The sequence below is a fragment of the Sphingomonas sp. Leaf208 genome, assembly GCF_001421415.1.
Classification (GTDB): Bacteria; Pseudomonadota; Alphaproteobacteria; order Sphingomonadales; family Sphingomonadaceae; genus Sphingomonas.
Map to the genome: position 1 here is coordinate 485,995 of NZ_LMKH01000035.1, position 15,781 is coordinate 501,775.

Below are 15,781 nucleotides of genomic sequence, written 5' to 3' on the forward strand. Positions count from 1 at the left end.
GGACAAGGGGATGAATGTGACGACTATCGCTACCTCGCGCACGCGCGGCGCACGCACCGGATCGCGCCATGCGCGCGCGGCTTTGCTGACCTCGACGGCGTTGCTCGCCGCGGCGGCGCTGCCGTCGATCGCGGCCGCGCAGGATCGCCTGCCGCGGCCTGAATCGATCGCCTATTCAAGCGCGCTGAACCCCGCCGACCTCGTCTCCGAACCGAACATCGTGATCTCGGCACCGGGCACGCCGACGACCGCGCAGGATCCCGGCAACGGCGTCAACGGCGTAGGCCAGATGACGATCTCGACGGGCGGCGGCGGCGTCGGCCTGTGCACGGGGACGCTGATCAATCCGCGCACGGTGATCTTCGCCGCGCACTGCGTGAACGAGAACGCCGCCGGCACCGGCGCGCAGAACCCCTGGGGCTATGGTGCGCAGGGCGGTGGCATCCCGATCGCGTTTGGTTTCCAGCAGAACAACCGTCCGGCCCTGCTCGACTGGTTCCTGCCGACCACCGCGACCGGCGCGGTCAACACGCAGCAGTACAAGACCAACACCGCCAACTTCCTCTATAACGTCAACCAGGTCGTCTATAACGCCGACTCGCTGAAGCTCGGGCTCTCGCAGAACTTCCTGCAGGGCGACGTCGCGATCGCGACGCTGGATACGCCGGCCGCCAACGTGCCGACCTGGGCGCTGCTGCTATCGGCACTGCCCGCGCCTGCGTCGATCGGCGACACCAGCGGTACCGGCTATCACGTCACGATCACCGGCTATGGTCGCAGCGGTCAGGGCGGCACGCTGGTCGGCGACACCAACGGCATCGATTACCGCCGCCGTATCGCCGAGAACACGATCGGTATCCTCGGCTCGTTCGACGACCTGAACGGGTTCCTCTACGGTTCCATCGATGGCATGCCGCAGAACCTGTACCAGCTCGATTTCGACGATCCCCGCCGTGGCACCGCCGCTGCGAGCCCGTATGATTTCAACGTGTTCAAGGACGCTCCGCTGGCCAAGGAAGGCACGACGGCGGGTGGTGATTCGGGCGGTCCGCTGATCCTTGATCGGACGTTCGCCAAACAGGTCGTGATCGGCGTGCTGTCGGGCGGCAATCGCTTTTTCAACGAACAGCCATTCGGCGCCTATGGCACGGCGAGCTTGCACCAGCCGCTATACCTGTTCTCGGACTATATCGCGGCGAACAATCCTTACCGCTATGCACAGACGAAGACTGGCGACGGGCTGTGGACCGATGCGTCGCATTGGGTGACGGCGCTCGATCCGAATTACCAGATCATCGTCGACGGCAAGCTTGTGAACGGCGTGCCGACCACGACCGGGGCCGGGATCACAGGAGATGCGAACAAGTTCGGACAGATTTGCGATCAGGAGCCCGGTTTCGGCATCGACGTCTGTTTAGACATCAAGACCAACGTCACCTATGTCGACGGCAAGCCGGTTGCGACCAATGGCGCAACGACATCGGCTGCGGCTGGTGTTGCCGTTGCGTCGAAGGGCGCACCGGGTACGGTCGGCGAAGGCAAGATCGTCGAGTCGATTGCGCAGAAGACCAACGTGGATATCGCGACGCTTGGCGGTAGCGCCGAGAGCATCGCGCAAGCGGGTAGCATCGGTGCTGGCGGCGATGCCGTGGCGTTGGCGGTGCTGTCGCCGACGCTCGCCAACGGCCTGCCGGGCGCGAGCAATTTCGTGCCCAACAACATCGACCCCGATCGCACGACGCAGCGTAGCGCACGCTATTACGACGTCACGCTGTCGGCGGCAGGCACGACCACGCTGAACTCTGCGGTGACGGTCGACAAGTTCACCGTTTCGGGCAGCACGGCGAAGCTGGCGGTAACGTCGGCCGGGTCGCTCACCAGCCTGATGGCGATCAACCAGGTGACCGGCGTCGTCCAGAACGACGGCGTGATCTCGACGCCCGGCGATTACTTCATGCTGTCGGGCATGCTCACCGGATCGGGCCGGATCAACACGCCGTTCTTCACCAGCGTCGCCGGGATGATCGCACCCGGCACGACGGGCACGATCGGCACGCTGACGATCGGCGGCAACGGCGTGCTCGCCTCGAGCACCAACCTGCTGGTCGATCTCGGCCCGAACGGCACCTCGGACAAGCTCGCCTTCGCGGCGACGACGTTCAATACGGCAGGGGCCGCGACCAATGGCATCGTCAGCCTCAGCGGTCGCGTCGGGTTCGCGCCGGTCGCCGGCTATACCGTGCGGTATAACGACCTCTACACGATCCTGACGGCACAGGGCGGCATCACCGGCGCGTTCGGTGCGGTGACCCCGCTCAGCGCGATCCTGACGCCAAGCTATGTCTACAGCGCCAACGCGGTGCAGGTGCGGATCCTCGCGGGTCAGTATCGCAACGTCGTCGATGCGACGCCGGTCCAGTCGGCCTATGCCGGGCTACTCGACCAGAACCGCTCCAACTATGCGGCGCTGAGTGGGGTATATGGCTCGCTCGACCTGCAGAACGCGGCGACGATCCGCTCGACGCTGGAGGGCCTTGCGCCGCGGGCCGAGACGCTCAAGTCGAGCCTCGGCGTCGCGTCGATCGACACGATGTCGCGCTTCTACCGGGATCACATCGCGCAGATCGATACGCGCGGCGGGCTCGGCGGTACGCTCGCGCTGATCGGCAAGCCGGTCCAGGTCGCCTCGCTGATGGCGAGCGACCTTCCCGGCGGGCAGGACACGATGAGCGACTCGAGCGGCACCGTGTTGCAGCAGGGTCGTCTGCCCGACGACATGAGCGGCTTCATCGCGGGCGGCTATATCGACGGCAAGAGCCGGTCGATGCCGGGGACCAATCCGTTCGGCGGGCATGACAAGTTCGACGGCTATTTCGCGGCTGTCGGTCTTGAAAAGCAGGCAGGCGAGGGCGGCGTGATCGGCTTCTCGTTCTCGTACACCAACACCGACGGAACGACCGGCGGCATTGCGCAGCGCGCGAAGGGCGAACTGTTCCAGGGCACGCTGTACGGCAAGCTGGAGACCGCATCGGGGATCGTCCTCGATACGCAATTCAGCGCAGGCGCGTTCGTCGCCAAGACCGATCGCAATGTCGGCTTCGTCGGCACCAGCTATCGTCTGCGCGGCACCGACAACGCGTTGACGGTCGTCAGCGAGGTCGGGCTCGGCAAGGCGTTCGACCTGTCGATGCTCAAGGTCGGCCCGCGCGTGTCGATGCGCGCCAGCCATATCGGCTTCGGCAAGTCGATCGAGAATGGCGGCGGACCAGCCCTGTTCGTCGATCGCGACAGCTTCGACAGCCTGCAGGGGCGCGCCGGGCTGGTGCTCAGCGGCAGTGGTTCGTTCCGGCCTTATGCCGCCGCGAACTACGTCCATGACTTCCAGTCGACGCCGGGCGTGTTCGGCGCGAACTTCGTCGGCGGGATCGGTCCGAACGCGCTGTTCGCGCTGGCCGGGCAGGACAAGAACTGGGGCGAGATCAGCGCCGGGCTGACGCTGGTCGGCGACAGCGTCGACATCTCGGTCGGTGCGGACACCACCGTCGAGCGCAAGGACGTGTCGAACCAGTCGTACAAGGGCTCGATCAAGTTCCGCTTCTGATCGGGGGCGGTTAGATCGTTGGAATGGCGAAAGGGTCATCCGCTCGTGCGGGTGGCCCTTTTCGTATTCGCGGCCGAGCTGGCCTGAGATTTGGGGGACTGAACGCTTTCGAGGCGCGTCCATCCACCAGTCCGCTGTCCTCAACTCAACATGCAAAACGCGCAATTGACTGCCTGGGCAATGGTTGCCATGGCAACGACATGGCGTTCTACACCAAATCGGAATTCGGGCCGGACTGCTCGCTTGGCTACCTCGCGCGGCGGATCCATCAGATCGGGCAGAGCCTGATCGAGCCGGTGTTCGCGGCGGAGGGTCTGTCCGGGACGCAGTGGTCGGCGCTCATGTCCATCCTCGCAGGCCGGGCGGCGACGTGTGCCGACCTCGCGCGCGATCTTTCGCACGACAAGGGTGCGACGACGCGGCTGGTCGACGCGATGGAGCAGAACGGGTGGGTCACACGGTCGCGCGCGAGTGACGACCGGCGAGTGCTGAATCTCGAACTGACGGCCGACGGCGAGGCGGTTGCGATCCGGTGTCGCGATAAGATCATAGAATACTGGAATACCCTGCTGACGGGCTGGGACCGGGCCGAAATCGAGAAGTTGATCGAACTGATGCAGAAACTCCGCACGACGCTGGACGACGCTCTGACCGAAGGACGCCGCGCATGAAGATTGGCACTGCCCTAGCCCCGATCACGGTGGCGGGGCTGCTCGCGGGATGCGCGATCCCGGCCTCGAAGACTGTCGTGGAGCCGGTATCGGCCACAGCGTTGGGGCTGGCTCCGGACGCCGCGCCGGTGATCGCGGCCGACTGGTGGCGGTCGTTTGGCGATCCGCAGCTCGATCGGCTGGTGCGCGATTCGGTCGCGGGCAGCCCGTCGCTCGATGCGGCGCTGGCACGGGTCGCGCAGGCGCAGGCGGTGCTTTCGACGCGGCGTGCCGACAATGGCCCCGACGTGACGCTCGATGCGCAAGAGCAACTCGCGCGGCTGAGCGGTCGCTACACGATCCCGCCGCCCTATGCCGGGTCGACGCGGTTCGTCGGGTCGACCGCGGCGAACCTCAGCTGGAACCTCGATCTGTTCGGACGTCAGAAGGCGGCTATCGAGGGTGCTCGGGCGTCGGTGCGCGCGGCTTCGCTCGACGTCGCGGCGGCGCGGATGGCGCTTTCGGGGGCGGTCGTGCAGACGTATATCGATCTCGAACGCGCCGAGGCGCAGGCGGGGATCGCGCAGCGGACGATCGCGACGCGCCAGAATTCGCTGAAGCTGGTGAACGTGCGGATCCGCAACAATCTGGCGAGCAAGCTGGACGCGCAGGCCGCGATGACATTGCTGGCGCAGGCGCGGCAGGCGTTGCTGCGTGCGCAGGCGGCACAGGTGCTCGCGAAAAATGCGCTGGCGGCGCTGGCCGGGCGTGGTGCGGATTATCCGGCGACGATCGGTGCGACCGCGTTGCGGCTCGACGCGGCGCTGCCGTTGCCGAAGACCGTGCCGGCCGACCTGCTCGCGCGACGTGCCGATATCGCGGCGGCGCAGGCGCGGATCGAGGCTGCGGCCGCCGGGCGTCAGGTCGCGCGAAAGGCGTTCTATCCGAACGTCAATCTGGCGGCGCTGGCGGGGTTCCAGGCGGTCGGGCTGGGCAATCTGTTCTCGCTCGATGCGGGCACGGTCGGCGTCGGGCCGGCAATCCATCTGCCGATTTTCGACAATGGCCGGTTGAAGGCGGACCTCGCCGGCGCGACCGCGGCGCTCGATCTGGCGACCGCGGATTACAACGACCGGGTGATCGGCGCGGTGCGCGAGGCGGGCGATGCGGTTGCGCGGATCGGGGCGCTCGACGCGGACCGGCAGCGACAGCGCGAGGTGGTGCGCGGCTATGCCGAGACCGGGCGGCTTAATGCGATCCGCGTGTCGAGCGGCCTCGATAGCCGGCTCGACCTCGTCGACAACGACGTCCGTACGCTGGCCGCCGAACAGGCCGATGCCGACCTCGCCGCCGATGCCGCGCAACAGCGCGTGCAGCTCGTGCTGGCGCTGGGTGGTGGTTATGATTTTCAGGGGATGACGCGATGACCGATACGCAAACGCCGGCGCCCGCCGCGGCTCCGACCGGCAATCCGCGCGCACGAAAGCGCGCGCTGACGATCCTAGGCGTGGTCGTCGTGATCGGTGCGATCGTGTGGGCGGTGTTCCACTTTCTGCTCGCCGCGCCTGAGCAGGAGACCGATGACGCCTATGTCGCAGGCGACGTGGTGGCGATCACCGCGCGCGATCCGGGGCAGGTGACCGCGATCCATGCTGACAACACGCAGGTCGTGATGGCGGGCCAGCCGTTGATCGATCTCGATGCGGCGACTGCCGATGTCGGCGTGGCCTCGGCGGAGGCGGAACTCGCGCGGGCGGTACGGGCTACGCGGTCCGACTTCTCGAAGGTGAACGAGACCGGGGCCGCGGTCGTGCAGGCGGAGGCCGAACTGGCGCGGGCGCGGAACGACCTCGCGCGTCGTCGAGGGGCGGCCGCAGAAGGCGCGATCTCGGGCGAGGAACTGAGCCACGCGGCGGACCAGGTGAAGGTGGCGAGCGCGACGCTGCAACTTGCGCGCAGCCAGCAGGCGCAGTCGCGTAACGGCGTCGTCGGCACCACGGTGTCGAACAACCCGGCGGTGCTGGCGGCGATCGCGGCCTATCGTCGCGCGGCGATCACGCGGAGCCATATGCACGTTGTTGCGCCGATCGACGGCGTCGTCGCGCAACGCACCGTGCAGCTTGGGCAGCAGGTTTCGGCGGGGATGCCGCTGATGGCCGTGGTGCCGCTCGACCGGGTCTGGGTCGATGCGAACTTCCGTGAGACGCAGTTGCGTGATCTGCGGATCGGGCAGGCAGCGACGGTCACGGCGGACATGTACGGCGATGATTTGGTCTATCATGGCCATGTCGTCGGGCTGGGCGCGGGTAGCGGGAACGCGTTCGCGCTGCTGCCGCCGCAGAACGCGAGCGGGAACTGGATCAAGATTACCCAGCGCGTGCCGGTGCGGATCGCGCTCGACAAGGGTGAGCTGCGGCGCAATCCGCTGCGGGTCGGGCTGTCGGTGAACGCGATCGTCGATACGGCGGACAAGTCGGGGACGATGGTCGGGCGACCTGCGGTGGCGGCGTACAAGGGGCTCGCGACCGGGCAGGGGGATGCCGCGGTCGATGCGAAGATCCGCCAGATCATTGCGGCTAACCGGTGATGATTTTGCGGTGGCCATTACTTCGGTGCGGTCCTGCCCTCCTTGTTCTCCCGCGAAGGCGGGAGCCCAGTCTGGGTCCCCGCCTTCGCGGGGAAACAAGCTTGGGGCAGTCCACCGCGTTTCAGGGTGCACCACCCCGGCGGAGGCCGGGGCCCAGTTGGAAAGGTGGTCGTAACGACGCGCTGTCTTTCGTCACCTGCGTCCCCCAACTGGGCCCCGGCCTTCGCCGGGGTGGTGGATTGGTTGGGATTGGGCTCCCTGAACGGAGTGCTACCTGATGGCAGCCCCCTCCGGCCCCGGTCCCGCCCCCCTCGTCGGCGGCTCGCTCGCGCTCACCGCATTCGCGCTCGCGCTCGGCACCTTCATGCAGGTGCTCGACACGACGATCGCCAACGTCTCGCTGCCCACGATCGCCGGCAATCTCGGCGTTTCCAGCGACAACTCCACCTGGATCGTCACCGCGTTCGCCGTCGCCAACGGAGTCGCGGTGCCGTTGACCGGGTGGCTGATGGGGCGGTTCGGCGTGGTGCGGACGTTCTGCGTGTCCGTCTTCCTGTTCACGATCGCGTCGTTCCTGTGCGGGATCGCATGGGACCTGCCGTCGCTGATCGGCTTCCGCATCCTCCAGGGCGCGGTATCCGGACCGATGATTCCGGGCAGCCAGGCGCTGCTGATCGCGATTTTCCCCGTCCATAAGCGCTCCACCGCGCTCGGCATCTGGTCGATGACGACGCTGGTCGCGCCGATCATGGGGCCGATCCTGGGCGGCTACATCTCCGATAACTACCACTGGAGCTGGATTTTCCTGATCAACGTGCCGTTCGGGATGTTCTGCGCCTTCGTGTGCTGGAACAAGCTCGGCAAGCGCGACACGCCGACGCGGAAACTGCCGATCGATCAGGTCGGGCTGATCCTGCTGGTGATCTGGGTCGGCGCGCTGCAGATCGTGCTCGATCTCGGCAAGAACGACGACTGGTTCGCCGCCGACCGCATCGTCATCGCCGCGGTCGTCGCCGCGATCGGCTTTGTCGGCTGGATCATCTGGGAGCTGACCGACGCCAATCCGGCGGTGAACCTGTCGCTGTTCAAGAGCCGCAACTTCACCATCGGGACGATCGCGTTCTGCCTCGGCTATGCGGTGTTCTTCGCCAACACGCTGCTGCTGCCGCTCTGGTTGCAGACGCAGCTCGGCTACACCGCGACCTGGGCAGGGCTGGTCGCCGCACCATCGGGCGCGGTGGCGGTGATCCTGACGCCGTTCGTCGCCCGACTGAGTGGCAAGATCGACGCGCGTATCCTCGCCACGGTTGCGTTCGCCTCGTTCGGCTACTCCTATTATTTGCGCTCGGGCTATACGACGGGCGCGAGCTTCTACGACCTGATGCTGCCGCTGATGGTGCAGGGGATCGCGATGAGCACGTTCTTCCTCGCGATGCTGACGATCTCGCTCGACCGTATCCCGGCGGAGCGGCTGCCGTCGGCGACGGGCATCTCGAACTTCGCGCGGATCACCTCGGGCAGCTTCGCCGCATCGATCATAACGACCGCCTGGGATCGCCGCGAGACGCTCCACCAGAGCCGGTTGTCGGAAGCGATCGGGACCGGTTCGCCGTACCAGATGGCGCAGGGTGCGCTGACGCGGATGGGGCTGACCGACGTCCAGGCGGCGGGTGCGATCACACGGCAGATGGTGGCGCAGGCGTATCTGCTCGCGTCGACCGACCTGTTCCGCATCTCGGCCTGGCTGTGCCTGGCAATGGTGATCATCGTCTGGTTCACGCGGCGTGCCAGTCCGCCGCAAGGACCGATCGCGGCGGATTGATCGCTCCGGTTGTCGTTTTCTCACCACCGGCGGGCCGTCGTACGATTGCCCGCCGATTGAAACGTTATCGCAACCACTTGGCCCCTAACGGTCGCTTTACCAGATACGAACTGCCTGTGGGGGGCCAGCTACCATGATGACCAAGAACACCGTTTTGCGGATCGCAGCCGCATGCCTTTTGTCGAGCGCGGCGCCAGTCTGGGCCGGTACGCCAACTACCTGCATCCAATCGATCAGCACGCCGCGCCTGGTCTGCGACGAAGGGGCGTGCGTGCGCGTCTCGGTCAAGGATCTGTGCGACGCGGTGCGCGCGTCCTATCCCGTCAAGCGCCGTGCGGTGAAGCCGATCCGCATCGACGACAATCCGGTCCGTACCGAACTGACGCTGCTGATCGCCAGCGTCAGCTAAGCGATGAAGGCGAACGCGGCGCCAGGAACGTGCACTGCGAAGTCGGTCGGCGCGAGCGTCCCGTCCGGCAGGATATCGAGCATCGTCACGCGCTGATCGCGTTCATGGACGACGATCATCCGGTTTTCCTCTTGCAAGACAATAAAGAAGCGCGGCGATGCGCCTCCGCTGGCGATATGCTGGAGGAGTGTGGGATCGCCGCGTTCGTTCAACGCGAAGACCGCGATGCTGTCATGGCCGCGGTTGGAGACGTACAGCCGGTCGCCTGCGGTATTGGCACCGATGTGCGCGATGATGTTCGCGCCGTGCCAGCCTGCGGGGAGGGTCGAAACGGACGCGCGGGGCTTCAGATCGCGGCCCTCGACGGTCAGCGCGACGAGCGTGCTATCGAGTTCACAGGCTAAATACGCCGATTGCGTGTGCTGCTCATGGAACAGCAGGTGTCGTGGCCCCGATCCGGGCACGGCCTTGAGCGCGACGTGCGGCGTGCCGAGCGTCTGGCGGCCCGCGTCGAATGCAAAGGCGAGCACTTCGTCGGTGCCGAGATCCGCAACATACAGGAACCGATTGTCGAGACCAAAGCCGACCCAGTGCGCATGCGGCGATTGCTGGCGTTCGTGATCGGGGCCGCTGCCGTCATTGGCGTGCACCGTTGGCTGGCCGATCGGCAAGCCGCTCCGTGGATCCAGCCGAAACAGCGAGACGCTCCCGCTCGCATAGTTCGCGACCGCGACGCAGGATTGCGTGCGATCCAGCGCAACGTGGCACGGTGCTGCGCCACCGACCGGGACATGCGCTAGCCGGATCCAGCCCGAGGCGGTGCGACGGTGTACGCCCAGCGCGCCGTCGTCCTGCTCGTCGACCAGGTAGTGAAGATCGAACCGCGACGAATAGGTACCGAACGATGCGTTGCGTGCGTCCGCGTAGGGTGCGGCAAGCGTGCCAATTTGATCAAGCGGATAGATGCCCATACCGCCTCCGCCGGCATAGGTGCCGATCCAGAGGAATTTTGCGGTGTTGGGGTGGGGGTCGGAACGGGTCATCCGTCGGCTTATAACCGGGGTCGGTGCTGCATCGCTTCCCAATTCAGATCAGCGCTCGATCAGCGCAACCAATTGCTCGCGGTACAGCAACGCCAGTTCTTCGTGCATCCGCGCGATGATCGCGTTCGGCGCCTGAATCGCGAGCACGGACTGGTCGTCCATCCGGCGTTCGATCACGGAAGGGTGCGGGAGGAAATCCATTACCATGCTTTTGGCCGCACGATATTGCGGCCGGATTTCGCAACACGGTTAATCTCGAAATCCCTCCCGGAAGGAGTGTGTTGCGGCAAAATTTCCGAAGGCTGGTATTGGCGTCGGCGTTGCCCTACCGCGGCGTCATGGGCGATCTGGATAGACTGGTACCTTCGGGGATAATCGAGCAATGGGTCTATCACCTGCGACGACAGCGTTCGCGGGCGAGCGACGCGATCTGGCTGATAGACCAAGGGTTTACCCTGCATGACGGGCAGGATGGTATTCCGTCGCACGACGCCACCGCGCGCTGGCGGGCGGAGCAGGAAACCGTGGTCGAGGAAGTGACCGCGTTGCTGGCGCTCTACGACAAGATCAACCTCGGCAAGGCCGACATCGCCTGACATTCCCGGTCGGATGGGCTGCTATCCGGCATCACCGTAACTCCGGCGGATCAGGTCGCCGGTCTGCTCCAGCGACGAGCTTTGCGGTGGTTCGGCATCCGGCATATCGGCGACTAGTTCGGCAGTAGCCGCGAGTTGAAGATGTCGCTCGCTGAGTACCCGATGCGCGGTATAGGCCGCGTCCGAGCGCGCGGAAACGGCAAGTACCCGTTCCTGCGCCGCTCGGTCTTCATAATACGTGGCCCGATCACGCCACGCTGCGGCGTTCGTATCCGTCTGTGCGATGTCGTCGGTCATACTGCATTCCGCCAGATGTCAAACTTGATCTATCTTAGTCGCTCCTTACACCATTATGTTTGTTAACGTATCGTTTCTGGCTGCATCTACCTCATGCGGCGGGGCGACTTGGCGCCTGCCAGCCACCACCCAGCGCACGGAACAGGTCGACTTGCGCCCCCGCGATCCGCGAGTCGGCGGCGGCGAGGTCCGTGTCCGTGTCGGCCAACGTACGTTCGGCGTCGAGGACGTCGAGGAAATCGATCTGGCCTTCGCGCTGGCGGGCGCGGGTGATGCGGGCGGCGGTGGCGGCGTTGTCGTGCGCGGACTGTAGCTGCGTGCGGCGGTCGAGTTCGCGGGCGTAGTTCGACAGCGCGGTCTCGGTTTCCTCCAACGCGGTGAGGACGCTGCCATCGAAATTGGCGAGCGCTCCGCGTGAGTCCGCCTCGGCACCGGCAATGCGGGCGCGGGCTGCCGACTGGTTGAGCGACCAGTTCAGCAGGGGGCCGAGCAGCCAGCGGATCGGGCCGCCGGTGAAGATGTCGCCGACGCTGAGCGCGGTCGAGCCGATCGAACCGCCGAGCGAGATCTGCGGATAGAGTTGCGAGGTCTGGACGCCGATCCGCGCGGTGGCGGCGGCCAGCCGACGTTCGGCGGCGTGGACGTCGGGGCGGCGGGCGAGCAGCGCCGCGCCGTCGCCGATCGGGATCGGCTGATCGAGGCGCGGCGTGGTGGTGCGGGCGCCGGCGGTTGCGGGCAGGTCCTGCGGGGTGCGGCCGGTGAGCGTGGCGAGGCGGAAGAGTGCGGCCTGGCGCTCGGCTTCGATCTGCGGGATGTTGGCGGCGCGCTGATCGCGCAGGGCGGCGATCCGGACCTGGTCGAGGCGGGCGGCGCGACCGGCGTCGACGCGCTTGCCGGTCAGCGTGTTCGACTTGTCGAGCAGGTCGACGATCCGCCGCGCGACCGCGAGACGTTCGGCGGACGAGGCTGCGTCGACATAGGCACGCGTGGTGGCGGCGACGATCGAGACGCGGACGGCGTCCGCATCGGCTTGCGCCGCGCCGACGTCGCTGCGGGCTGCCTCGACGTTGCGGCGGACTCGGCCAGCGAGATCGACCTCGTAGCTGACGTCCAGGCCTACGTCGTAGGTGGCACGCTCGCGGTCGAGGCCGGGCAGGTTCTGGAGTTGCGAGGTGCGCGCGTAATTGCCGCTCGCGCCGGCGTTCACCTGTGGCTCGCGGTCGGTCTTGGCGCCGCGCAGCGAGGCGCGGGCGCTGTCGAGACGCGCGACCGCGACGCGGAGGTCGGTGTTGGCTGCGAGCGCGTCCGCGACGAGGCCGTCGAGGACCGGGTCGCGGTACATCCGCCACCAGTCGTTGTCGGGTGCGGTCGTGACGGTGGCAGCATTCGCGGTGACGAACGACGCCGCCGCCTTGGGTGGGGTGATCGGCGCGACATAGTCGGGGCCGGCGGCGCACGCGGCGAGCGTCAGCGCCGAGAGGCTCGCGAGGAGGGCGGACTTCATGATGCTGGTCCTATTCGGCTGGCTGAAGGGTCGGCTGGGCAGCGGTTGGCTTGCGGCGTTCGAACCGCAGCGCCAGCGCCCGTGCGACGACATAGAAGGTGGGGGTGAAAAGCAGACCGAACCCGGTCACGCCGATCATCCCGAAGAACACCGCGGTCCCGAGCGCCTGGCGGAGTTCCGCACCGGCACCGGTCGCGATCACCAGCGGCACCGCGCCGAGAATGAACGCGAAACTCGTCATCAGGATCGGCCGCAACCGGTCCTTCGCGGCGCGCACTGCCGCCTCGACCGGGGTGAGGCCGTCCTGTTCCTCGGCCTGCTTGGCGAACTCGACCACGAGGATCGCGTTCTTCGCGGCGAGCGCAATCAGCACGACCAGGCCGATCTGCGTCAGGACGTTGTTGTCCATGCCCCGCAGGTTCACGCCGGTCATTGCGGCCAGCAGGCACATCGGCACGATCAGGATGATCGCGAGCGGCAACGTCAGGCTCTCATATTGCGCGGCGAGCACGAGGAAGACGAACACCACCGCCATGCCGAAGACGAGCGCGGCGGTGCTGCCGGCGGCCTTTTGCTGATACGCGATGCCGGTCCATTCGTGCGCGTAGCCGGCGGGGAGCGACGCATCGGCGAGCTTCTCCATCGCGACCAGCGACTGGCCGGAGGAATAGCCCTTGGCGGTGTCGCCATCGACCTCGACCGCGGGGAAGAGGTTGTAGCGGACCACACGATACGGCCCGGTCTTGTCCCTGAACGTCGAGACCGAACCGACCGGGACCATCTGGCCCGAGTTGGAGCGCGTCTTCAGGTTGGCGATGTCCGCGGTGGTGTTGCGGAACGGTGCGTCGGCCTGCGCGGTGACGCGGTAAGTCCGGCCCAGCAGGTTGAAGTCGTTGACGAATGCCGAGCCGAGATAGACCTGCAGCGCCTCGAACACGCGCTCAGGTGGAACGCCGAGAAGGTTGGCCTTGGCGCGGTCGACGTCGGCGAAGATGCGCGGCGTGGCGGTGTCGAAGAACGTGTAGATCTGGGCGAGACCCTTGGTCTGGTTCGCCTGGCCGATCAGTGCGTAACTCGTCTTGCCGAGGTCGGCGTAACCGTGGCCGCCCTGGTCCTGCACCATCAGGCGATAGCCGCCGGCCGAGCCGATGCCCTGGATCAGCGGTGGCGGGACGATCAGCAGGCGCGCTTCGGTGATGTTGCCGGTCGCCTTCTGCGATTCCGCCATGATGCTCGCGAGCGTGACGCCGAGCTTCTTGCGTTCCTCGAAGCTCTTTAGCGGAATGTACGCGGCGGCCGAGTTGGGGGCGAGCGTCTGCGACGGGCCGTCGAAGCCCGCGAGCATGACCGCGCCCTTGACGCCAGCGAGCGGCAGGATGCGTTTCGCGACCTTCTGCATGACGGCATCGGTACGCTCGACCGACGAGCCGGGCGGAAGCTGGATGACGGTCAGGAAATAGCCCTGGTCCTGTGCGGGCACGAAGCCGGACGGGGTGATCGTGAACACGCCGACCGTGACCGCGATCAACGCGGCATAGGCGATCATCATCCGGCGCGGCGCGGTGACCAGGCGCGCGGTGAGGCGGGCATAGCTGTCGCTCATCCGCTCGAAGCCGCGATTAAAGGCATCGCCGGCGCGCCGCACGGTGCGGGTCAGGCGGTTGCCGGAGTCGGCGGGGGCAGTCGGCTTGAGCAGCATCGCGGCGAGTGCCGGCGACAGCGTCAGCGAGATCAGCAGCGAGATGATCGTCGCGGTCGAGATCGTCACGGCGAACTGGCGGTAGAACGCGCCCGATAGGCCGGTAAGGAACACGGTCGGGATGAACACCGCGCACAGCACGAGCACGATCGCGACGAGCGCGCCCGACACTTCGTCCATCGACGTGCGCGCCGCCTCCAACGGGGAGAGCCCGTGTTCGAGGTTGCGCTCGACATTCTCGACCACGACGATCGCGTCATCGACGACGATGCCGATCGCGAGGACGAGGCCGAACAGCGACAGGTTGTTGAGTGAATAGCCCGCCGCCGCCAGCACCGCGAAGGTACCGATCAGCGAGACCGGGATCGCCACGATCGGGATGATCGCCGCGCGCCACTTCTGCAGGAAGACGAGGATGACGAGCACCACGAGGACCATCGCCTCGAAGAGCGTGTGCTTCACCGCGTCGATCGACTGGGCGATGAACTCGGTCGGGTTGTAGATGACCTTGTATTCGAGGCCCTTGGGGAAGCGCTTCGACATGCTCTCCATCTCGGCGGTGACGGCTTGTGCTGCGCCGAGTGCGTTCGAACCGGGACGCTGGAAGACCGCGGCGATGACCGTGGGCTTGCCGCTGAGATAGGTGTTGGCGCCGTAATCCTGCGCGCCGAGTTCGACGCGGGCAACGTCCGAGACGCGGACCTGGCGGCCTTGTGCGTCGGTGCGAATGACGACGTCGGCGAACTGCTTGGGATCGGTCAGGCGACCCTGCGTCTCGACGTTGAGCTGGAACGCGCTGTTGCCCTTGTCATAGGGCGGCTGGCCGAGCGTGCCGGCGGCGACCTGGACGTTCTGCGCACGCAACGCGGCGACGATCTCGCCGGCGGTGAGGTCGAGCGCGGCGGCGCGACCGGGGTCGATCCAGACGCGCATCGAATAATCGCGCGCGCCGAACAGCTGCACGTCACCGACTCCATCGATACGGCTGAGGCGATCGCGGACCTGGGTCAGCGCGTAGTTGGAGATATAGCCGCGATCGAGCGAGTTGTCGGGCGAGATGAGGTTCACCACCATCAGGAAGTCGGGCGACGTCTTGCGCGTCACAACGCCGAGACGCTGGACGTCTTCGGGCAGGCGCGGGACGGCGACCGCGACGCGGTTCTGGACGAGCACCTGTGCGGCGTCGAGATTGGTGCCGATCTTGAAGGTGACGGTGATCGTGACCTTGCCGTCGCCAGTCGATTGCGACGACTGGTACAGCATGTTGTCGACGCCGTTGATCTCCTGCTCGATCGGCGCGGCGACGGTTTCGGCGACGGTCTCGGCAGAGGCGCCGGGATAGGTCGCGCTGACGGTGACGGTGGGGGGGACGATGTCGGGATATTGCGACACCGGCAGCGTCATGTAGGCGATCGCACCGACGATCGTGATGATCACCGCGATCACGCCCGCGAAGATCGGCCGGGTGATGAAGAAGCGCGAGAAGCGCATGGTTTGTGTCCTCGAAAGAAGAGCGACGGACACGCCCCAACACCACCCCGGCGGCAGGGCCCCATCGAAGTATTACTACGAT

At 66.5% G+C, this 15,781-nt stretch carries 12 protein-coding genes; 7 read left to right on the forward strand and 5 right to left on the reverse strand.

Going from position 1 to position 15,781, the window contains the following annotated elements:
* The first annotated feature begins 16 nt into the window (after window positions 1-16).
* From ASE69_RS17200 to ASE69_RS17225, 6 genes are all read left to right on the forward strand, one after another.
* Complete coding sequence (locus ASE69_RS17200) at window positions 17-3,601, forward strand: autotransporter outer membrane beta-barrel domain-containing protein (protein WP_235518913.1); 3,585 nt, start codon at window positions 17-19, stop codon at window positions 3,599-3,601.
* A gap of 200 nt (window positions 3,602-3,801) precedes the next feature.
* Complete coding sequence (locus ASE69_RS17205) at window positions 3,802-4,272, forward strand: MarR family winged helix-turn-helix transcriptional regulator (protein WP_056489250.1); 471 nt, start codon at window positions 3,802-3,804, stop codon at window positions 4,270-4,272.
* Window positions 4,269-5,678, forward strand: coding sequence for an efflux transporter outer membrane subunit (locus ASE69_RS17210; RefSeq protein WP_056489252.1), 1,410 nt, complete (start codon window positions 4,269-4,271; stop codon window positions 5,676-5,678). Before ASE69_RS17205 ends, ASE69_RS17210 begins: the two co-directional genes overlap by 4 nt.
* Window positions 5,675-6,838, forward strand: coding sequence for an efflux RND transporter periplasmic adaptor subunit (locus ASE69_RS17215; RefSeq protein ID WP_056489254.1), 1,164 nt, complete (start codon window positions 5,675-5,677; stop codon window positions 6,836-6,838). Before ASE69_RS17210 ends, ASE69_RS17215 begins: the two co-directional genes overlap by 4 nt.
* A gap of 277 nt (window positions 6,839-7,115) precedes the next feature.
* Window positions 7,116-8,660, forward strand: a complete 1,545-nt coding sequence (locus ASE69_RS17220; RefSeq protein WP_056489257.1) for a DHA2 family efflux MFS transporter permease subunit — start codon at window positions 7,116-7,118, stop codon at window positions 8,658-8,660.
* A gap of 133 nt (window positions 8,661-8,793) precedes the next feature.
* A complete protein-coding gene (locus tag ASE69_RS17225; protein ID WP_056489259.1) occupies window positions 8,794-9,069 on the forward strand; it encodes a hypothetical protein in 276 nt (91 codons plus the stop codon).
* Here ASE69_RS17225 and ASE69_RS17230 read toward each other — a convergent pair.
* Window positions 9,066-10,112, reverse strand: coding sequence for a lactonase family protein (locus tag ASE69_RS17230; protein WP_056489261.1), 1,047 nt, complete (start codon window positions 10,110-10,112; stop codon window positions 9,066-9,068). The two genes, ASE69_RS17225 and ASE69_RS17230, sit on opposite strands and share 4 nt — an antisense overlap.
* A 48-nt stretch (window positions 10,113-10,160) precedes the next feature.
* Entirely contained in the window at window positions 10,161-10,313 is a 153-nt protein-coding gene (locus ASE69_RS22230; RefSeq protein WP_156362382.1) for a hypothetical protein, read from the reverse strand.
* A 137-nt stretch (window positions 10,314-10,450) separates the two neighbouring features.
* Between ASE69_RS22230 and ASE69_RS17235 the strand changes: the two genes are divergently transcribed.
* Window positions 10,451-10,708, forward strand: a complete 258-nt coding sequence (locus tag ASE69_RS17235; protein WP_056489263.1) for a hypothetical protein — start codon at window positions 10,451-10,453, stop codon at window positions 10,706-10,708.
* Window positions 10,709-10,729: 21 nt separating this feature from the next.
* On the opposite strand, the gene ASE69_RS17240 is transcribed toward ASE69_RS17235, so the two are convergent.
* From ASE69_RS17240 to ASE69_RS17250, 3 genes are all read right to left on the reverse strand, one after another.
* Window positions 10,730-11,005, reverse strand: a complete 276-nt coding sequence (locus ASE69_RS17240; protein ID WP_056489265.1) for a hypothetical protein — start codon at window positions 11,003-11,005, stop codon at window positions 10,730-10,732.
* A gap of 91 nt (window positions 11,006-11,096) precedes the next feature.
* Window positions 11,097-12,509, reverse strand: coding sequence for an efflux transporter outer membrane subunit (locus ASE69_RS17245; RefSeq protein WP_156362383.1), 1,413 nt, complete (start codon window positions 12,507-12,509; stop codon window positions 11,097-11,099).
* A 10-nt stretch (window positions 12,510-12,519) separates the two neighbouring features.
* Window positions 12,520-15,699, reverse strand: a complete 3,180-nt coding sequence (locus ASE69_RS17250) for an efflux RND transporter permease subunit (protein ID WP_056489267.1) — start codon at window positions 15,697-15,699, stop codon at window positions 12,520-12,522.
* Window positions 15,700-15,781: the final 82 nt, after the last annotated feature.

Excerpts from the sequence above, each read along its gene's own strand:
- ASE69_RS17235 (WP_056489263.1), top strand. The coding sequence starts at position 10,451 with ATGGGCGATCTGGATAGACTGGTACCTTCGGGGATAATCGAGCAATGG.
- ASE69_RS17205 (WP_056489250.1), top strand. The coding sequence starts at position 3,802 with ATGGCGTTCTACACCAAATCGGAATTCGGGCCGGACTGCTCGCTTGGC.
- ASE69_RS17210 (WP_056489252.1), top strand. The coding sequence starts at position 4,269 with ATGAAGATTGGCACTGCCCTAGCCCCGATCACGGTGGCGGGGCTGCTC.
- ASE69_RS17225 (WP_056489259.1), top strand. The coding sequence starts at position 8,794 with ATGATGACCAAGAACACCGTTTTGCGGATCGCAGCCGCATGCCTTTTG.
- ASE69_RS17230 (WP_056489261.1), bottom strand. The coding sequence starts at position 10,112 with ATGACCCGTTCCGACCCCCACCCCAACACCGCAAAATTCCTCTGGATC.
- ASE69_RS17250 (WP_056489267.1), bottom strand. The coding sequence starts at position 15,699 with ATGCGCTTCTCGCGCTTCTTCATCACCCGGCCGATCTTCGCGGGCGTG.
- ASE69_RS17245 (WP_156362383.1), bottom strand. The coding sequence starts at position 12,509 with ATGAAGTCCGCCCTCCTCGCGAGCCTCTCGGCGCTGACGCTCGCCGCG.
- ASE69_RS22230 (WP_156362382.1), bottom strand. The coding sequence starts at position 10,313 with ATGGATTTCCTCCCGCACCCTTCCGTGATCGAACGCCGGATGGACGAC.
- ASE69_RS17220 (WP_056489257.1), top strand. The coding sequence starts at position 7,116 with ATGGCAGCCCCCTCCGGCCCCGGTCCCGCCCCCCTCGTCGGCGGCTCG.
- ASE69_RS17240 (WP_056489265.1), bottom strand. The coding sequence starts at position 11,005 with ATGACCGACGACATCGCACAGACGGATACGAACGCCGCAGCGTGGCGT.
- ASE69_RS17215 (WP_056489254.1), top strand. The coding sequence starts at position 5,675 with ATGACCGATACGCAAACGCCGGCGCCCGCCGCGGCTCCGACCGGCAAT.